18 protein-coding genes, 1 other RNA gene and 1 pseudogene are annotated in these 19025 nt (G+C 36.7%); 6 read left to right on the forward strand and 14 right to left on the reverse strand.

The window, feature by feature from the left end; translation table 11 throughout:
- Position 1: 1 nt before the first annotated feature.
- The 4 genes from ACOMCU_RS13710 to ACOMCU_RS13725 all read right to left on the reverse strand — a co-directional run bounded on the left by ACOMCU_RS13710 (position 2) and on the right by ACOMCU_RS13725 (position 4182).
- Positions 2-1747 carry an EAL domain-containing protein gene (locus ACOMCU_RS13710; protein ID WP_421050504.1) on the reverse strand — a complete coding sequence of 582 codons (1746 nt, stop codon included), beginning with the start codon at positions 1745-1747 and terminating at the stop codon, positions 2-4.
- Positions 1748-2070: 323 nt separating this feature from the next.
- Positions 2071-2450: RNase P RNA component class B (gene rnpB, locus ACOMCU_RS13715), an RNA gene on the reverse strand.
- Between the two features lie 60 nt (positions 2451-2510).
- Positions 2511-2810 (reverse strand): cell division regulator GpsB, encoded by a 300-nt coding sequence (gene gpsB, locus ACOMCU_RS13720; RefSeq protein WP_010858933.1) that lies wholly within the window; start codon positions 2808-2810, stop codon positions 2511-2513.
- Between the two features lie 121 nt (positions 2811-2931).
- Positions 2932-4182 (reverse strand): ribonuclease H-like domain-containing protein, encoded by a 1251-nt coding sequence (locus ACOMCU_RS13725; RefSeq protein ID WP_421050505.1) that lies wholly within the window; start codon positions 4180-4182, stop codon positions 2932-2934.
- Positions 4183-4731: 549 nt separating this feature from the next.
- On the opposite strand from ACOMCU_RS13725, the pseudogene ACOMCU_RS13730 reads away from it, so the two are divergent.
- Positions 4732-4869: pseudogene (locus ACOMCU_RS13730) on the forward strand (IS3 family transposase); the annotation flags it as partial.
- A 131-nt stretch (positions 4870-5000) separates the two neighbouring features.
- On the opposite strand, the gene ACOMCU_RS13735 reads toward ACOMCU_RS13730, so the two are convergent.
- The 3 genes from ACOMCU_RS13735 to ACOMCU_RS13745 form a co-directional block, all read right to left on the reverse strand.
- Positions 5001-5198: a hypothetical protein gene (locus ACOMCU_RS13735; RefSeq protein WP_421050506.1), complete on the reverse strand. Its 198-nt coding sequence runs from the start codon at positions 5196-5198 to the stop codon at positions 5001-5003.
- A 61-nt stretch (positions 5199-5259) separates the two neighbouring features.
- A complete protein-coding gene (locus ACOMCU_RS13740) occupies positions 5260-5460 on the reverse strand; it encodes a DUF6366 family protein (protein ID WP_421050507.1) in 201 nt (66 codons plus the stop codon).
- 298 nt (positions 5461-5758) lie between these two features.
- On the reverse strand, positions 5759-6163 hold the full coding sequence (locus ACOMCU_RS13745) for a VOC family protein (protein WP_421050508.1): 405 nt from the start codon (positions 6161-6163) through the stop codon (positions 5759-5761).
- A gap of 492 nt (positions 6164-6655) precedes the next feature.
- Between ACOMCU_RS13745 and ACOMCU_RS13750 the strand changes: the two genes are divergently transcribed.
- Positions 6656-8086 (forward strand): PLP-dependent aminotransferase family protein, encoded by a 1431-nt coding sequence (locus ACOMCU_RS13750; protein WP_421050509.1) that lies wholly within the window; start codon positions 6656-6658, stop codon positions 8084-8086.
- A 334-nt stretch (positions 8087-8420) separates the two neighbouring features.
- Here ACOMCU_RS13750 and ACOMCU_RS13755 read toward each other — a convergent pair whose 3' ends face one another.
- The 4 genes from ACOMCU_RS13755 to ACOMCU_RS13770 all read right to left on the reverse strand — a co-directional run bounded on the left by ACOMCU_RS13755 (position 8421) and on the right by ACOMCU_RS13770 (position 11939).
- Positions 8421-9647 (reverse strand): benzoate/H(+) symporter BenE family transporter, encoded by a 1227-nt coding sequence (locus tag ACOMCU_RS13755; protein ID WP_010861394.1) that lies wholly within the window; start codon positions 9645-9647, stop codon positions 8421-8423.
- Between the two features lie 20 nt (positions 9648-9667).
- Positions 9668-10411 (reverse strand): YggS family pyridoxal phosphate-dependent enzyme, encoded by a 744-nt coding sequence (locus ACOMCU_RS13760; RefSeq protein ID WP_010861395.1) that lies wholly within the window; start codon positions 10409-10411, stop codon positions 9668-9670.
- A 362-nt stretch (positions 10412-10773) separates the two neighbouring features.
- Positions 10774-11082 carry a MazG nucleotide pyrophosphohydrolase domain-containing protein gene (locus ACOMCU_RS13765; RefSeq protein ID WP_010861396.1) on the reverse strand — a complete coding sequence of 103 codons (309 nt, stop codon included), beginning with the start codon at positions 11080-11082 and terminating at the stop codon, positions 10774-10776.
- A gap of 323 nt (positions 11083-11405) precedes the next feature.
- Positions 11406-11939: a pyridoxamine 5'-phosphate oxidase family protein gene (locus ACOMCU_RS13770; protein WP_421050510.1), complete on the reverse strand. Its 534-nt coding sequence runs from the start codon at positions 11937-11939 to the stop codon at positions 11406-11408.
- A gap of 507 nt (positions 11940-12446) precedes the next feature.
- On the opposite strand from ACOMCU_RS13770, the gene ACOMCU_RS13775 reads away from it, so the two are divergent.
- Complete coding sequence (locus tag ACOMCU_RS13775; RefSeq protein WP_421050511.1) at positions 12447-12926, forward strand: GyrI-like domain-containing protein; 480 nt, start codon at positions 12447-12449, stop codon at positions 12924-12926.
- A gap of 965 nt (positions 12927-13891) precedes the next feature.
- Here ACOMCU_RS13775 and ACOMCU_RS13780 read toward each other — a convergent pair.
- Positions 13892-14041, reverse strand: coding sequence for a hypothetical protein (locus tag ACOMCU_RS13780; RefSeq protein ID WP_421050512.1), 150 nt, complete (start codon positions 14039-14041; stop codon positions 13892-13894).
- A 305-nt stretch (positions 14042-14346) separates the two neighbouring features.
- Here ACOMCU_RS13780 and ACOMCU_RS13785 point away from each other — a divergent pair.
- Positions 14347-15704, forward strand: a protein-coding gene (locus tag ACOMCU_RS13785; protein WP_155242542.1) for an IS3 family transposase whose coding sequence is annotated in 2 segments (ribosomal slippage) — positions 14347-14800 and positions 14800-15704 — 1359 coding nt in all. Because the reading frame shifts where the segments join, the coding sequence is not laid out codon by codon here.
- Positions 15705-15831: 127 nt separating this feature from the next.
- Here the strand turns inward: ACOMCU_RS13785 and ACOMCU_RS13790 are convergent.
- Together ACOMCU_RS13790 and ACOMCU_RS13795 are read right to left on the reverse strand one after the other, a co-directional pair.
- Positions 15832-16263: a hypothetical protein gene (locus ACOMCU_RS13790; RefSeq protein ID WP_421050513.1), complete on the reverse strand. Its 432-nt coding sequence runs from the start codon at positions 16261-16263 to the stop codon at positions 15832-15834.
- A 132-nt stretch (positions 16264-16395) separates the two neighbouring features.
- A complete protein-coding gene (locus ACOMCU_RS13795) occupies positions 16396-16521 on the reverse strand; it encodes a hypothetical protein (RefSeq protein WP_421050514.1) in 126 nt (41 codons plus the stop codon).
- Positions 16522-16755: 234 nt separating this feature from the next.
- Between ACOMCU_RS13795 and ACOMCU_RS13800 the strand changes: the two genes are divergently transcribed.
- Positions 16756-17778 (forward strand): trypsin-like serine peptidase, encoded by a 1023-nt coding sequence (locus tag ACOMCU_RS13800; protein WP_010858927.1) that lies wholly within the window; start codon positions 16756-16758, stop codon positions 17776-17778.
- Positions 17779-18479: 701 nt separating this feature from the next.
- On the forward strand, positions 18480-18800 hold the full coding sequence (locus ACOMCU_RS13805; RefSeq protein ID WP_010858926.1) for a hypothetical protein: 321 nt from the start codon (positions 18480-18482) through the stop codon (positions 18798-18800).
- Positions 18801-19025: the final 225 nt, after the last annotated feature.

The following is a 19025-nucleotide window of genomic DNA, read 5'->3' on the forward strand; positions in this document are numbered from 1 at the left end:
ATTATTTCCTTCCCTGATGCTCAATTTCCCAAAACTCAATAAATTCAAGTAACTCATGGAATGGTAATGGTTTACTGTAATAATAGCCTTGAATTATATCACAGTTCATCTTACGTAGTATATCCACTTGTTGTGCTTGTTCTACACCTTCAGCGACAACTTTCATTTTTAAGCGATGCGACATTTGAATAATCGCATCCACGACTGCTTGTTTTTCATCGAGTGTGGATATGTGCTGAATAAAGCTACGATCAATTTTTAAACAATCGAGTGGGAATCGAACTAAATAACTTAAAGATGAATAGCCTGTACCAAAATCGTCAATTGAGATTTTAAAGCCTAGCTGTTTGAGACGAACTAACTTGCTGACCGTTTCAGTCGCACTGTTCATAACAGTACGCTCCGTCACCTCAATCTCAAAATTTGTGGCAGGCGTGTTATAACGTTCTAGAATTGCTTGCACGGACTCTAAAAAGTTCCGCTGTTTGAAATGGATGCTTGAAATATTAATCGCAATCGGAATTTTAAGACCAAATTGCTGCAATTTTACGACTGCCTCACAAGCTTTTTCTAAGATGATTTCACTGAGTGGAATGATTAAGCCCGTTTCCTCTGCATATGGAATAAATTCTGCCGGCGATACAAACCCGAGGCTTTCACTATTCCAACGCACGAGTGCTTCTAAGCCTTGGATTTGTTCATTTTCCATATCTATTTTCGGTTGGAAATATAGCTCGAATTCACGCTCGTCTATCGCTCTACGTAACTCTGAATCTAACAATAATACACGCTGTGAGTCTGTTTGCAACTCATCAAAATAAAAGGAATAGCCATTATGCCCATTCTTTTTTGAATACGTCATCGCTTTATCTGAGCAGTGCGTAAGCTGTTCGGTTGTTTCGCCATCAGCCGGATACATGCTAATACCAATGCTCGTTGAGATAAAAACATTTTGGCCGTTGATGTCCATCGGCTGTTCAATAATCTGAATAATTTGCTCAGCAAACTTTGCTGCTTCTCGAACATTTTTCACATTTGTTAATGTAATGATGAATTCATCGCCACCGTACCTTGCAATGATGTCTTTATTTTTCAGCAATGTTTGCAGACGTGTTGCCACTTCTACAAGGATTGTATCTCCTACTCCATGCCCTAATGTATCATTAATTTGTTTAAATCGATCCAGGTCAAGAAAGTAGACTGCATGCTGTACTGAATGAGAAATAGTAGAAGTCGATTCTAGCAGACTATCCATTCTCTCAATATAAGCAAAGCGATTTGATACATCCGTTAATGAGTCTGTTAACAACCGTTTTTCAAGCTCATTTTCTACTATTTTTCTTTCTGACAAATCTGTGAAAATGCCACAGTAATTTGAAATCTCTCCCTCATTATTAGTGACGCCTAAAATGGTTAACCATTCAGGATAGACATCTCCAGTTTTACGGCGATTCCATATTTCACCCTGCCAAATTCCTTCTTGTCGTATCTTTTCCCACATATTTAAATAAAAAGGCAATTCATGTACACCTGACTGTAATACTGCCGGTGTTTTCCCTATAACTTCATCTCGCTTATATCCTGTAACGAATTCAAATGCGGGATTTACCATCTCTATTTTTTTATGTTTATCCGTGATCATGATGCCTTCAGATACATTTTCGAAGATTTTCGTAATTAAGGCAGTAGGATATTTGGAAATCGAATTAAGCTTCTCCAGACTATTCCAATTGTTCACTTCGTTCATGTTTCCGCTCCATCCTATCTCTCTATACTACCCTCATTTTCATAAGTAAAGCGCAGTCACACCCACACACGCATTGTCAAAAAGTCATTTCCAAGCAACAATTTATCTACAGAGAACGTAGCAAGAGCTACGACGACTTCAGAGATTTTTTGTGCGATAGTGGAGCGACAAAGGCATAGCCAACATCTTGTTAGCTTGTCCTTGAACAGGTGGTGGAAATAACTAAACAGTGATTCATAAGTTTATACTTTCTTAATAAGTTCAAAAGAAAAGCTCTCCACCAAATTGGAGAGCGCTTGTTATTCGAGATAAACATCAAAAAATTCAGTAAGCCATGTTTTGTTCCCGAGTACTCAAACAGCTTGCGCCTCGTACAGCCGGGCAGTAATCATCTATCTACAGAGATAAACTCTGTCCCTCTATCCGTTCAATTCCTTCAAGAGAGTGCCCCTACCATAATTTGGGTTTCTCACTCGTGGGGTTTACCTCGTTCCACCTTGCATGTTTCCAAGCAAGCTTCGTCACTGTGGCACTTTCAGGAAGTTTCAACCATATCATAAAGACTTAGGTCTTCCTTCCGCCGTCAGCCTTAAGCTGCCTTACCTTATTTTTTCAGTAAGCACGAACACTACGGTCATCTCAGAACCGTGTGAGCATGGACTTTCCTCTACGACGTCTAGCGCCGCAGCGATTACTCGAATTTCATGATGATACGAAAGATTATACTAGAGTTTTATGATAAATACAATGTAATTGGCAAAATTTATTCGTATAACTTACTACCAAATACATGTTTTTCTAAATTCGAAAGACGTTTTAAAATATCAAAGTTTGTCGTACCTGCTGCTGATACTGCAGGTTGCGGTTGTCTCTTTGGTGTATTTTCGATTTCTTCTTTAAGCTGTCTATTCTCTTCTCTCAGTTGGGCCACTACTTTTTCAAACGTTTCATAATCTTGAATAATTTCATCAAGAAATGAATCGACTTCTTCTACATTGTAGCCTTTAAAGTTTTTCTTAAATTCTTTTTCAAGAATCATTTTTGAAGTTAATTTAATGTCCATTCACATCGCCCTTCCTCACACTACATACACGAATTCATTATAGCATATTTCATAACATTATAACGTCTGAATACCTCAATTGTAAGGCTAAACTTGTCGTTTCTTGCGCTTACCCGGGAAATTATTTCTTATTTCCTAATCTATGCAATCGTTTTTCCCAAGAAATTTCCCATTTTTGCTTTTGTTCAACTCGCCATTCCTCTGTCTTATTAATCAGTTGTATGCCTTCTAGTGTATAAATAAGGGCCTGTTTGTAATCTTTGAATTGATGCTCATAGATCATTGCTAGTTGCTCTAACGCCTGTAATTTTTTCCTCGGCTCAATAAAATGAAGTGCAGCCACAAAGGCAGCAATTGCTTCATTATAATGTTTATTTTTTTTATGCTGCATGGCTAAGTAAAATTGAGCATTTCCCGCTTCAAGTGCATCGAATTGTGTGGTTACTTTTTCTAAAACTTTCACGCTTTGCGAGCTCTCCTTTAAATCCGCATACCATTTCCCAATATTCGTGTAGGTCTTTGCAGATTCCTCGTTCGCCTCTTCAAATAATAAATTAGTAGAATGAACATAAAGGGTAATGAGCGAAAGTAAGTCCCATTCGTTATGCAGCAGTACCTTCATAAGGGCATCTGGCGCGCCACTTTTCACAGCATCTAAGTAAATAATCGGCGCTAAAAAGCCCGGGATGTCTCCGACGCGTAAAAATCCAAGCTTCTCTTCTTCTACAGATTTCAATTTCATACGTTCCATATCATTTTTCCATAAACGCTTCGAGCTATGCAGCAAATCAATTTGACGTTGCGTACGTAATTTAGGTAATTGTTTTTGATTGAGCGTCCAACGCGTTTCAAGCTGTGGCCAATCAAAGCTCTTGCCATTATAAGTAATCATGGTCGCCGTTTTTTGCCATAGCTTGGACTCAAATAGCAAGGCGACTTCATGTGCTGGGTCAGCAAGAACATATTGCGTTAAGACAAAATCTTCGTCGGTAACTTCTAGAAAGCCAAGCAGGAAAATTTGTGTGCCCACGCCTTTTAAGCCCGTCGTTTCTGTATCAAAAAATAACACCTTTTCGTCCATTGCTAATGCATAGGGATGATCGAATTCAGCTGTCTGCCATTTTGTTAATGCGTCAAAAAATGCCTGCAATTGATAATGGCCATGCTGGTAGGTAAATGGATAATGTACCTGGCGTTTAAATACAATGCCATAGTCATTATTTACACGTGTCAATCCAGCATTCTCCCACTGTTGCGTATAATTTGGAATGACCGGCTTTTGAAAAACTGGTTTTTCTTCTACTTTAACTGGTCTGTGCGCTTTTTTACCGAGCATTTTTTTCATTTGTAAGATTTTATTTTCGTAAGACATCGACTTCACTCATTTTCTGCCTATTAAATTATTGTAGTACGCTTCCCTTTGCCTGCTGCAAGCTATCCTTGCTCTGCCTCACAAGCGCAGTTCTCTATATGATACGTTCCGGTGCTGACAACGATAACCAAGAACAGCTTGTATATATTATCTGGAGGGTATTGATTTCAATGTTAGCGTGCGTGCCCGAACAATTGTTATTGAAGCTTATATAAAATACGTGTAACATGCATATCTTCAATTTCAAATAGGCTGTTTTCTTACCACCAGTATAACTCATCCTCGCTACGTATTTCGGACAAATATGATAAAAAATAAAATTTAGCAATTAAAGTAGTCATTTAATAAAAAGACAATTCACTACATGAAACAGCGATTAGATTAATAAAAGAAAAATTCGCGTTTCAAAAAAACGATCAAAATGCTAGTTCTTTTTATGCAATATATTAGATATTCAGAATTATGAATCATTGAATATTCACCCAGAATCATATCTAAGAAAAATAATAGAAAAACTTTCTATCACTTCTTAATAAATACTACTCAACTTATCTAGTTCATTTAAAAACCTCTGAAGAAATGATACAAGCTGTGGAAGAATATATTTATTTTTACAATTATCAACGTTTTCAAAAACGAATCAGCCATCTGACACCGATTGAACATCGACGCCAGATGGCTGCATAATCCTATTTTAAATTGACTACTTGACAGAGGTAAGACCATTTTTTATCTTAAGACTTATAATCATACATAGTTAAATTATTTATTTGGAAATGTGATGTCCAATTTGACTGTTTGTGTTCCAGTCATCCCAGTTACTTGATCTTTAACACTAGACCAGGCTCTTGGACTACCATCTTCCCACCAAACATATTCCACTTCAGATTATCATTGACTATTGGTTCTAAATACGTAGTTTTACCTGATTCATCATTTGTAATACTAACTTTAACTTGAGATCCATCTGTTATTTTAGAGTTTGATAAATTACCACTTGCATGACTTGTGCCCATTGACAAAAATCTGAATCGTCTAATTTCAAAAAGTTTTAAAATTATGAAAATTTATAAGTTTTTAACTAAAAAACAATTTGTATATAATATAACTAATTAATAATATTGAAATTAATGCTACTCCATCTTTCCAACCCATACCACTTAAATTTCCACCAATTCCTCTATTCATTCCATCGTTTAAAGAACCGGTGGGGTTATTTTTTAATTCACTTTGCCTTAAGCGTTCTCTTTTTTCTTCTGGTGTTTCCTTTGGATTCATGTGACAAACACCTCCAAAAAAATTGATATTTACTTATTCACATCATCGATTGATGATATATGCATTATTGGGCTGAATTCGGTATTCCATATGCAAATGGCACCTTTTTGCTTTTAATTCTCGTATTTTATTTATTCGCTTTAAACCATCGTACTATGCATTAGACATGATCGAACGCATCTCATTTTTAGTAAAAATAATAATCCATTATGGATATTGAATTTCTATTTTTTAGAACTCACTTTAAAAAACTTGTAGCTTTTTGTGCTATTCACTTTATTCGTTCTATTGTTAAACCTTATTGCCAGACGGGTTGCCATGTCACTCCGAATTGATCCGTGACCCATGCCACTTTTCGGAATTGCATCACAGCCTCCGGTCCCATCATTACAGAGCCTTCCTTTGAAAGCCCGCTAAAAACTGCATCAAATTCTGCTTCGCTTTGACAATGAATAAAAAACGACGTTGCCCAACTAAAGTCCGGTGCAGGGTGGGCAGATGACATATCCATAAACATAATTTGCTGACCCATCAAGGAAAGAGTAGCATTCAATACCTTGCCCTCATCGCCATGGGGCTGTCCCTTCTCATACCGCACAAGTGACGTGATTTTTGCACCGGGCACAACAGAGACATAGAAATTCATTGCATCCTCCGCATTGCCTGTGAAGGAGAGAAATGGGATTATTTTTTGATCATTCATTTAAAAAGCCTCCTTATTCTATAATGGATAACCATCCAATTAATACCAAATTTATCTAGTAAGGAATCAAGTAACTTTGCAAAAAAGAGGGTGCCTATTCTATATATATTTTACCACCCTGTCTCAAAAAGTCCCACGCTTTTTTGATAAGTGCCTCATCGGCAGTGATGGAAATATATCGTTACTCCACCTTACCTGAGCTGTTGCTTGAGCTACCCGAGTTGAAGCATAAATAACTTTTTTCAACGGTGATACTCTTTATTTTCTTGTGAATAAAGAGTATTACAAAAGTTAGTCTGACCTGCTTTGTAAAGAGCTATTGTTTTTTACTTGCATCCTCATGGCAGAAAGGCTTTCCACCTCATCCAGTCATGTTGCAAAGACTATTATTGGTATGATAGCATAGCCATTATGGAATGCACTAAAATATCCATTTTTATATAATATTACAATCCATATTTTAACCACTAAAATTATTTGGAAGTGAATGGAATGCTAAAAGTTAACCGGGACGATAAAAATCCCATATGGCAGCAATTGCTTGACCAAGCTATTCATAATATTACAACAGGAAAATGGCCACCTGGCGAGTTACTGCCCCCATCTCGAGAGCTCGCCTTATTAGTCGGTGTCTCCCGTTCAACAATACAGATTGTTTATGAGGAATTATTCAGTCGTGGCTACACCGTTACAAATTTGCGTGGTGGCACAAGGGTAAGTGAATGGGGATATAAAACCAACACTTCACAAGAGGTGTTTCCACAAGGACCATCCACGCCAGAATTGCCTTTATTGAACGCAGCTGTTGAACAGTTGAACAGTTGGTTTAGAGGCAAAGAAAAGCAACACGTAGAATTCGATTTTAGCCCCCATGAGCCTTATTTGGACGAGCATTTTCGCAAAATTTGGCGACAATCTTTTTTACAGGCATCAGCCGAAGTAGATCTGGTCGATTGGGGTTATGGCAACGCCTATGGTTTTATTCCACTGCGTGAACAGATTCAACGTTACTTGACATTCGAAAGAGGCATTCATGTAGATATCGATCAAATTATCTTAACTTCAGGTGCACAGCATAGCATAGATCTCATTGCCCAAGCACTTTTAAATGAAGGTGAAACGGTTTCTGTTGAGGATCCTGGATTTCCCGCTGCCTGGATGACCATGAAATATCGGCGCATGCATGTTGTGCCTGTGCCTGTTGATGAGTACGGATTACAAGTAAATCGCATTCATCCACAATCAAAACTTACTTTTGTTACGCCTTCACATCAATGCGCAGTTGGAGTCATTATGTCTGAACCTCGAAGGCAACAATTGCTACAAAAATCTGCGCAAGATCAATTTTGGATTGTAGAAGACGATTATGATGGCGAATTTAGATATCGCGGTGGTCCGCTTCCTACTTTGTTCAGCCAACAACCTCAAAACACATTGTATATGATGAGTTTTTCTAAAATGGTTGCTCCTGGCATACGAATTTCGGCAATTGTTGGTCCAAAAAATGCCATCCGCCAGCTTGCTCAAGTACAAGAATTAACCTATCGACATCTTCCAATTATGGAGCAATTAACACTGGCTCATTTTATTGAGCACGGTCATTTTATGCGCCATATGAGGAGAGCAAGAAATGTCTATCGACGCAGACACGAAACTATGACTAAGGCGATCATTGCAACTGGACTAGCCCAGCGTTTCAAACTAAGTGGCATTGAAACGGGCTTGCATATGCTTCTTGAAGCAGAAGAATCGTTTGATGAAGAAGCAATGACGAACTTAGCACTGGAAAAAGGAATCCGAGTTTATCCGCTTAGCAAGTATTGTTTGGACAGCAATCGAAAAGGATGGGTATTGGGTTTTGCTAAAATGGATGAGGCAGCAATTGAAGCAGGCATTTTTCGTCTTGCAGAAATACTTTTATAAGACCACCCAATCCCATCCGGTTTAATCGCTGGCAACTAAAATGTCCGTAAAGTTCTTCAAACAATAACAATCGTTTCCTATATGGTAAAAAATCCGCTTTGCTTTCTCGCAGGAGTCTAAGCGGGTTTTTACCTCTATATCAAAAAATTAGCATGCTATGAGTACTCCTAGCATACTATTTTTACTTTTGGGGAAGCTACAATTAGAGGTTTGTAAAGCTTTGAAATACCAGTCATAAAAAAGCAAAACGATGATCTTTTCTAAAGATATGACACCATCATTTTGCTAGTAAACAACTTATTGTCACCTTATCTGTATTCATTTTTCCTTCTTACTATCTCAGTTTAGTTTGTTGTACGCCTTTCATAGTATGGTGTTTTCTGAAAAATTGACCAGTCATCACTAAATGGGCCACTAAACCAGCTACGAGTCCCCAAAATGCCCCTCCGACTCCAAGTAATGTCACATTTGCGGCTGTTGCCAAAAAAGTAATGAGTGCTGTTTCGCGTCCGTTTGGATTTGTTAGCGCATTAGCAAGGCTGCTACCAATTGTACCGAGCAACGCTAATCCCGCTAATGTTGCAATGAAAGTAGCTGGGAGAATTAAAAACAATGCGGCCAACGTCACGCCAAAAATGCCAACAATAATATAAAAAATACCACAGGCAATACCCGCAATATAGCGTTTCGTTGAATCCTCATGGGCGTCTTTTCCGGTACAAATGGCCGCTGTAATCGCTGCAACGTTAAAAGCATGAGATCCAAAAGGTGCTGTCAGGAGCGAGCCCAATCCTGTCACAATCAAAATCGGATTCGCACTCGTTTTGAATCCGTCATTTCGCAACACTAACATTCCTGGCATGTATTGTCCCGTCAAAGTAATAATAAAAAGCGGCAATGCGACGCCCAATAAAGCATGAAGCGAAAACTCGGGCATAACAAACACTGGAGATGCGATGGCCAACTTAACATTGCTGAAATCGACTTTCCCAACACTTACCAAATAAAGCAATCCAATTACCAAGATCCCTACGATTGCATATCGAGATGTAAATCGTCTTAATAGGATATACGCAGTAAAAAGCACAATGACAAGTAAAGGGTCCGCTTTCGCACCACCAAAGGCTGAAATGCCAAACTGTAATAGAATACCTGCCAGCAGCCCAGAAGCAATGCCTGGCGGAATAAGCTGAACAAAACGTTCGAACATCCCTGATAAACCTAAAATGACAAATGCTATAGCAGAAATGATATAAGCGCCAATCGCTTCAGCATAGGGCGTAACTGCCAAAGCTGAAACAAGAAATGCCACACCTGGTGTTGACCAAGCTGTAATAATTGGTTCACGGTATCGGTAACTTAACCAAATACCAGTTACCCCAACACCGATGGAAATCGACCATATCCATGAAGCAGTCATTTCGGGACTCAGACCAGCAATCTTGGCAGCCTGAAACACCAGGATAAAAGTACCCCCGTAGTTGACCAGGACGGATATAAAAGCAGCTATAGTGGGCGATAGTAAATCACGACCACGCAGTGAAACTGATGTTGTGTTCATACGCTTTTCCTACCTCTCTGCTAATCAACCTGAACCACATTTTCATTCCAGTAATACTCATCTGGCAAATAACGTTGGCCAAATACGCTTGTCCCTACTCTTACCATAGTAGCCCCTTCTTCAATGGCCACTTCGAAATCCCCCGACATCCCCATCGAGAGAATGTCCATTTCTACACGCGGAAAATTTTTCGCTTTTATTTGTGCTTGAATTTGTTTTAATAATCGGAAGCAATGTCTGGTCTCGTCATTTTTGGCATTTAGTTTTCCAATCGTCATTAGCCCTTTGATATGCAACGTGTCGAATTGAGACAATTGTTCAACTAATTCCAGAGCTGATTCTGGTGAGACGCCAAACTTACTCGATTCACGGGATGTATTGATTTGTACTAAAATATCCATCGTCTTGTTCTCTTTGACAAGTTGTTGATGTAGCGCCTGCCCTAATTTCAAACGATCCATAGAATGAATGAGTGTAACATGTTTTACAACGTACTTCACTTTGTTCGTTTGCAGGTGTCCGATAAAATGCCATTCTACCTGGTTATATTGCTGCATAAGTGGAAATTTGTCCCGAAGTTCTTGAGCTTTATTTTCACCAAATAAAGTTTCCCCCGCTTCGATCGCCATTGCTAATTTTTCAAGCGGTACCGTTTTTGTTGCCAACAACAATTTTACGTCCTCTTTCTTGCGTCCTGAAGCTTGGCAAGCTAATGCCATTTGCTTCCTGACAGTTATGAGATTTTCTTCAACTAAATAAACCATACTATGCCCCCTTTTTGTCCGTTGTCAGTTTTATGAATGAACGCTCTAAGCATAACGAATTACGGATTGAGAGAAAACATCCAAAAAGACAATTTCCAGCAGTCCATAATTACATATTTTCTTATCATTTACACACCAATTACCAGTACATCTTATCTCTCACACATTTGGTAGCTGTATCGCATGAGGGCTTCATTCTCGCTGTTAGGATAACTACTGATTGGTTTATAGTGCATTATCTTATCTTGATATGACCTTTTAGAAAGGTGGTTCCTTGTTTTAGAGTAAATAATAAAGAGCCACTGTCCCTGTGTGACCAAGGTTAGTGGCTCTTTGATAGGATAGGATAGGATAGGATTGGTTTATCTTTCATACCAAATTCTGTCCTTATTCATCTCCATCTTTTTGCGACTGGCATCTTCCAATTCAATTTCCAAACGATTGGCAAGATCTAATACATTGAATAGAACATCGTACATCTCCAAACCTATGTTTTCCTTTGCCAGTCGAACTTTTTCCTCTGTTGGATTAAAAGAAATACTTAAAATTTCTTTGGCCAATTCGCCAACCTCAGTCACTAAATATAATGTTCTAGTGTGAATTGTATTAACATGGAATCCTTTTTCTTCACTAAACTGTTTGACATATTTTTGCATGCTTGAAATATCCATACATTACTCCTCAACTTGCTTTCTATTAATAGCTTTGTCAACGCTTGATCAACTGCCACCCCCAAAGGCACACCGGCACAAGTTAGTGAAATGGAGGGCATCAATGGACCGAATAACGTTGCAATCGAGCATTGATTTTTTGCTTTTCATGACGATTTCAACCGTATCTCTATGCTGATACACTCGAACGTCTACTTGTTCAGCAACACACCACCAAGTGCCACATAGTCGGTAAGCTCCATTGCTCCTTTTCGGCTGTAAAATAACACAGACATTCCTAACAATAAACATAAAAGTGTGATATCTGTTGCCGTATCACATTTTTAGGAAAGTTCAGGTTTGAACATTTGCCCTTCTTCGATTGGATTTTCCTTCGCGGTAAGATGTTGTGGTTCAATGCGATAAACTTGAACTGGACCACCGAAAACTGCTGATCGATATTTGTCTACGTGTTGCTGGGATAATGGACGATTATAATAACCAGGCACATATTTATACATCATTTCTTGCAGCATATGTGTAGCCTCATCCAAATCGTCGATGGGTTGAGCCTTGCCAAAAACCATGACACTCATATATGCGGTGTCCGTCTTCGCTGGTACTGGATTCGTAATCGTTCCATACTCTTCACACACGGTAAAACAGACTTCTGGATTCTCATTCATCACTTGATTTCGCCTCCCGCCAGAGGCTCCATGAAAATACAGCATCCCATTGGTCCATACAAAATTAAGCGGCACAACATATGGCAAATGACCATCAACCATGCCAAGATGTCCAATTCGAGCTTGCTGCAAAAATGTATCGATTTTGCTCTGGTCCAACACTTCTCTTACCTTGTAACGTACCTCAACCATTGTTATCACTCCTCTATGTAATATTGTGCAAGTGTATCAACCAATGGATTGAATATAAATGTCCAAAACTACAGAAATGAGGCAATCCATATCTTCCATGAAGTAACGCTTCTCTATGTTCATTAACATGACTAAGACAACAAAAGGACTCACCGATTGCGGTAAGTCCCTCTAATCATTCATCGAGAAATTTCAAATAGTACATTGCATTTACAACTTTAAATTACGTCACAAACGACTAACGTTTGGAGTAAACTTAAAACATTTAATTATGCTCGCTGTTCCTACACTGTCACAATTATAATACTCTTCATTATTCTGGATAACTTCATTTTCGAGTTATCTAGTCCTATTATTACTAGTATAATTAATTTTTCACTACTTAGCTGTTAGACATAATTCTAAAAAAATCTAATTTGGCACCATCAAATTATAGTTACTTCTCATTATTTTTTTGGTAAATTATAGTGAGTATAATTATTCCACCACAGAAAGGTTTGTGAAAAGATGCTTTTACCAGCTATTAAAATTGTTAGCAGGCAAGAAATGAAGTTAATCGGATTTTCTTCAAAAGCAAGTCTTAATGATGATATTCAATTTAACATTGTTAAAAATCTCCGAGAAAAAATTCTAAATCATTTTTCACAAATTAAGCAGAGGATTAGTGATAGTATATTTCTTATTCAGATTTATGAAGAAGTGGAATGGACTCCAGATACCCCCTATACGCATATTGTCGCAGTGGAAGTGGAAGATTTTTCTTTTATACCAAAGGGAATGTTGACGCATACCATTCCTAAGGGGGAATTTTTAATATTTAAGCATCAAGGTATTGAAGAAGATGTGGATAGCACCTACATTTCTATTAATGAATGGTTAGAAAACAATAATTATGATACTCTACGGCCATTTGATATGGAACAATGGCTAGATTTAAAATCACTTAGCAACAGCGGTAATATAATTAAAATATACATTCCTTTATAAGTTTTAAAACTAAACGACTAGTTCGGCTTTATTAGCTTCACTGATCATTAACTTTACTGTTCATCACGGAGTGGTCTTATTATGGGTTGTTCAACTCAAACACCCATTTCGTATTATAAGGTCAGCCAGAGAAATCTGGTTGATCATTTTTTATTCAATTTATAGATTGATAGTAGTCGGGGTAGAATGGAAGCACCCGTTGGACTTGACCCGACAACTAAACTGCCCTCTACTGTTAATACATGAACAACTGAAATCTGCAATCTACTTTGTCACTATGGTCCACCTTTTTCAGGCATATTTTTATGATTAGTATTACCTGTCTGTGAGGAATACCCATTACGGTAAAAATTATTAATATACTACTCTACTTTTTATTGCTTTTCTACATCATTCCAGAAGAAATCCATACTTTTATCCTGTTCCAAGAGTTATTTTATAATCTCCTATATGATTAACAGACACGTTTCTTCTGAATTCTCTTTCTCCATGAAAAACGTCCTTTTCAACTGAATATACATCTCTTGCTTCATCATTCTCCTTACTCTTTTCTTCTGGAATTTTTTCTTATCAAATAACGTCTAGTTACTTCAAGAACTATAACTATACCTGCTATAAGTACCCATTGAATAACGTCACTTTTATTGTTTTTAAACAAATCATAAATTGCCCAAATCAATAAAACCACAAGTAAAACAGCAAGTGCAGATCTTGATGCTTCAGCATAATAATCATTTTTTTATCATCCTTTTTTTCTTCCATCCATGTTTACACCACACTTCCTAACATATTTTTACATAAATCAAAAAAACCTTTATACTACCATAATTTTCATGCGTAAATTGCGCATATAAAAAACTCTATTCTAAATGTAAAGTGAACATACGCATCTACTCTTATCTTGCACCTTTTATTTGATTGTTTATATATTAAAGAGTTATTCCAACTGTCTTTTTAAGGCTTGATTAACCAGGACCCTTAATTGCAATAATCGTTTCGAATCGAATGGCTTTTAAATAGCCGCTAGAATCAGTAATAATCACGTTGCAATGATTGTGTCCTAAATCTACTATCACAAATTCTTGTAAAAACTTGCTCTGTTCCCCATTAATCATACAACTTCACGCTCTTTGTGAAGGATTGGAACAACTGCTAAAACATTAATTGATAGGAAATGTACACTTCGCATGTCTTGTAAAACAGAACCTTTGAAACGAATCACCTACAATCCTAATTGTTTTGATACGTCTTTTTGTGACAACACCTGTGCATGTTGTTGTTACGCTTGTATTCATTTAGCTCCCCCTGCTGCTATCCATTTTCCCATTACAACATTTCCTGTCCCCAATAAAAAAGCACCCCCGATTTGATCTGCCCCGTAAAAGTTAGACACCAATCTAACTTTTACGGGGGTTTTTTTATGGCAAAGGTAAGTGTTGAACAACGTATTCAAGCAGTTCAACGATACTTAAATGGAGATGAATCCATGAGTGGAATTGCGAAAGATATCGGAGTGACAGATCGAGTTGTCAGTGATTGGATTCGCCGTTATCAAAAAAATGGTGTAGAGGCTTTCTTAAAATCCTATACAAAATATTCAGCTGACTATAAAATGAATGTACTTAATTATATGAACGAGACAGGTACATCTTCGATTGACACAGCTGCACTATTTAATATTTCATCTCCTGGCATGATTCGGAATTGGAAGTTGAAGTTTGAAGTTGGTGGTTATGATGCCCTCGTTTCTAAGAAAAAGGGGCGTCCATCTATGAAAAAAGAAACAAAAAGAACAACGAAATCAACACCAGCTGAAGGATCTGTTGAGGCGTTAGAAGCACGTATTAGACAATTAGAAATGGAGAATGCGTACTTAAAAAAGTTGAATACTTTAGTTCAAATGCAAGAAAAATTACCAATCAAATCAAAGCGCAAGTGATTTATGAACTAAAGGGAATCTATGAAGTGGTGGAATTAATCAAAGTCGCTGATATTCCACGTAGTACGTATTATTATTGGGAAAAGCGATTGAATCGTACTGATAAATACACGGATGTGAAAGCCGCAATTCAGTCCATTTATCATGAACACAAAGGACGTTATGGTTATCGTCGGATTACCAAAGAACTAAAAAAATACGGCATTCATCATGATCCTAAAACGATTAATAGTTTGATGAATGCCATTGGCATAAAATGTGAAGTCCGTATGAAGAAGTATCGTTCGTATAAAGGAAAAGTCGGAAAAATTGCCCCAAACATATTACAACGTGATTTTACAGCAAAAAATATGAACGAGAAATGGGTAACAGACGTGACAGAGTTCCATCTATTTGGTGAGAAACGCTATTTATCACCTGTCCTTGATTTATGTAATGGCGAAATTATTGCATACACAGTAATGAATCGTCCAGTGTATAATCTCGTCCATGATATGCTAGAACAAGCATTGGGGCGCCTTCAATCAGGTGATCAAGTCGTTCTTCATTCGGATCAAGGTTGGCACTATCAAATGAAAAAGTATCAAGAAACATTAAAGCAATATAGGATTACACAGAGTATGTCCCGTAAGGGCAATTGTTTGGACAACGCAGTCATCGAAAATTTCTTTGGCTTATTAAAATCTGAGCTCCTGTATCTACAAGAATTTGAATCCATGGCACATTTTGAACAGGAACTACAAGACTATATTCACTATTACAATCACAAACGAATGAAGGCAAAATTAAAAGACCTAAGCCCGGTGGAGTACCGAACTCAGGTTTTAGAAGTTGCTTAACTAAATATGTCTAACTTTTTTGGGTCAGATCAATTGAGCGTGCCGAAATTATTTTTGATTTGATCTTTCAAAGGTTGATTCTTTACTTTCTTAAGGCTTCAAAACTAAAGTCTTGGATCCTCATTAATTAGATTCCTAAAACAGAAATGAACTTAGTTGAAAAACTTTTTTGCTCTATCCAAGATTGCAATTCAGTAATCATGAAAATAAGTTGCTTGATATTTGTATCATAGTTCTCTATAAACTCTTTCTCAGAAAAGACGAACGGAAACCCTAAAACATCTTTTAATGAACTAGGATTTGGATTACTAGCTAAGTATTGTTTCATTCTTTCGAGTTCCTTATTAATTAAACTCCAAGTGTCTATATCTATTTCATTGAAAGCATAGTAATCAAATTTCTTGTAGCACTTCTCTAAGGCAGGCATAATGTAGCCAAAGTTGTCTTCTGTAAAGAAAATAGAAGTAGTATTCCAGCATTCACCTTTATATTTATCAGGTAGAACCTCTATATAACAAGAGCCTTCAAGTGAACCCGTATCATAAATTATTTCAATCATTTAAACTTCTCCTTTCATCTAACATCATTTCGACAGAAGGGAATGATTTCCCTCCAGTTTTAACAATAAAAACTTGGTTAGAACTCGAGGAACGGGTTGCCTTTACTTGTGGCACGACTGCTACATCGCTGCCTATACGATGAATAATGGGATTAACACATTCATCGCATAGGCAGCGCCTGTCATAGCATCTGTTAATTCTTCCTCTGACCACTTATCTGACGCTGCAAACGATAACCACGATAAGTTTGTATGCATTTTCTCTATCACCCTACACCTACACCTCATGAAAGGTATTAATAATGGATGAGAATTTGGTACACTGAAATTTCCGAGTCCAACCGAGCAAAACCAAAGTTATTCGTATAGAAATATTAAAAATGCATTCCGAATTATCGGAAGAGTTATTAAATTGAAAATTTTCAAAATTTTTCTTTATTTTCTCTTATGTTTCCATTAAACTGTAAATATTAAAACAAAAGGAGGAATAAAATGAAAAAAATTACTTTTAAGTTTTTCTTTATGCTTATGTTCTTATTAGTTCCTATGAATGTTTTTGCTGAAGGGTCTTTAGGGAATTTCTCTTTTGATCCAAGTCAAGCGTCTCATCCTTATGACATGGTAAATTCAAAAGGTGAGGTAATTAAGTACGAAGAATTCGAAAACAGTAATTCGCAATTTAACAATGAAATACCAAGTATTCAAGGTACAGGAGAAATTTCACCCGTTCAGATTGATTCCATCATAGAGAGTCATTCCTATATCGATCTTACACCGCCACCAGTTATTATTAATGACTTTATTTCTAATGACCCAATACAAATATCATCACGTATTGTCATCGATGAAGATAGTAGAAAAAAAGTAGAGAATACGAAAGAATTGCCATATAGTGCAATTACGTATATTGAAATACAGTGGCCTGATGGGACAGGTGGTTCTTGTACTGGTACTTTAATTGGAAAAAATAAGGTTCTAACAAATGGACATTGTGTAATAAAGCCAGAAACAAAAGAAAGTATCACTAGTGCAAAGGTTTACCCTGGCGTAAATAATAGTGTTGGATTGTTTGGATCTTATAATGTCAATGATTATTATGTAGCTGCTAATTGGGCTTCAACTGGTTCTAGTTCCGAAGACTTCGCTGTTCTTGTTTTAGATGTATCAAAAGACAATAAACAGGCGGGAGATGTTGCAGGTTCTCTCGGAATAAAACAGGTAAATAATCTTCTTAATCAAAATATCGATATTTATGGTTATCCGGGAGATTTAATGCAGGCAAGTGGTGAAATTTCTCAATTCGGTATGAGAGGAAATATTACTAGAGAGGATGCATCTGTAGCCTTTTATACAATTGATACTGCACCAGGTCAATCAGGTTCAGCATTAATAAACACTGACAATCAAATTGTAGGTGTTCATAGAGGTTCATTCGTTATTAATGGGAACCCTATAAATGGTGGGCCTAAGATGAACACCTATATGTTTAATTTTGTTTCCAAAGCTTTGGAGTAAAAGGTAGCAATAATTTCATATACACTTATATTATAGATAAACTGAAAATTTCGGTTTGTCTATAATATTTTGAAAATTTACTATATTCTCACAAGTAAGACATTGCGTTTCAAAACGTGTTCTCTTTTATTATTAATAAACTTAAACATATCACTACCCCCTCATACCTTATAGAAATTGTCATCAATTTTAACTTAAATGTTCAATAAAAAAATCACCTCAAAAAAATGAGGTGATTTTTATCAAATAATGGGACGATTAGGCATATCCTCGTAGTCCATATAACCTAACGCTGTCGATGGACTGAAATTACTGCAAGAACATTGCTGATAATAAAAGTACGCTTTGCTTGCCTTGTAAAACAAAATACCTGAAATGAATCACCAACTACTTTTATAATTTTGACTCGCCTTTTATTGATTTTGCTATTTTTTGATACATACATCATGTTTACTAATTGAGTGTTTCTATTTTTGAATCTGAATATAGAAATTCTTTTATTCAAGAAGTTATGGAAAAATTATCATAACTATTCAAGTATGAAGCTAGCCATTAATTTTGGCTAGCTGACCTTTCCCACTACCGTACTTACGGTTCCATATACGGAGGTTCAATCTCTGGATTAAAATAATGATGTACTTAATCAAAAATTCCCATTAAAATGCAATGTATAAATATAATTTATAAAGGAGTAAGGCAACATGAATTCATTTTTAATAAATGATAAAATATGTAATGTTAACATCGTTCCTTATGAAGACAAATGCGGACTAAGAGACGACGGAACTTATTTGATTTGTTATAGAGGATGGAATGTCGATTTTCACTACGATGATAAAGAAATACTATACGCTTCTATATCTGAAGAAGGACCCTATTTAATAAGATTCGGAAGCTCACCTTTTCCTACTTTCGGTAAAGATATAGAAATAGTAAAAGAATACTTACAGGAAAAACACGGAATAAAAGATTTTCAATATTATGACCCGGACAGAGATGAAGATAGTTATATAAATTTTTAATCATGAATTAGAAAATGACCAAGATGGCAATTAGGCTATCTTGGTCTTCGCTTTTTCTATTTGCTTCTTCGTTGCTGAATCGCAATGTACAGTCCAACTAAACAATCAGTTGTCATAGTACCATTCTTTTAATCTTTCAAATGCGATTCCTTAATGATGCCATCCTTAACAGCTTGTGCAATAAAATTTTCTGTTTCAGTTTTCATAGCTGGTGAACCTGGATTC

Origin of the sequence: Lysinibacillus sp. UGB7, assembly GCF_049058285.1 — a bacterium.
Lineage (GTDB): Bacteria > Bacillota > Bacilli > Bacillales_A > Planococcaceae > Lysinibacillus > Lysinibacillus sphaericus_B.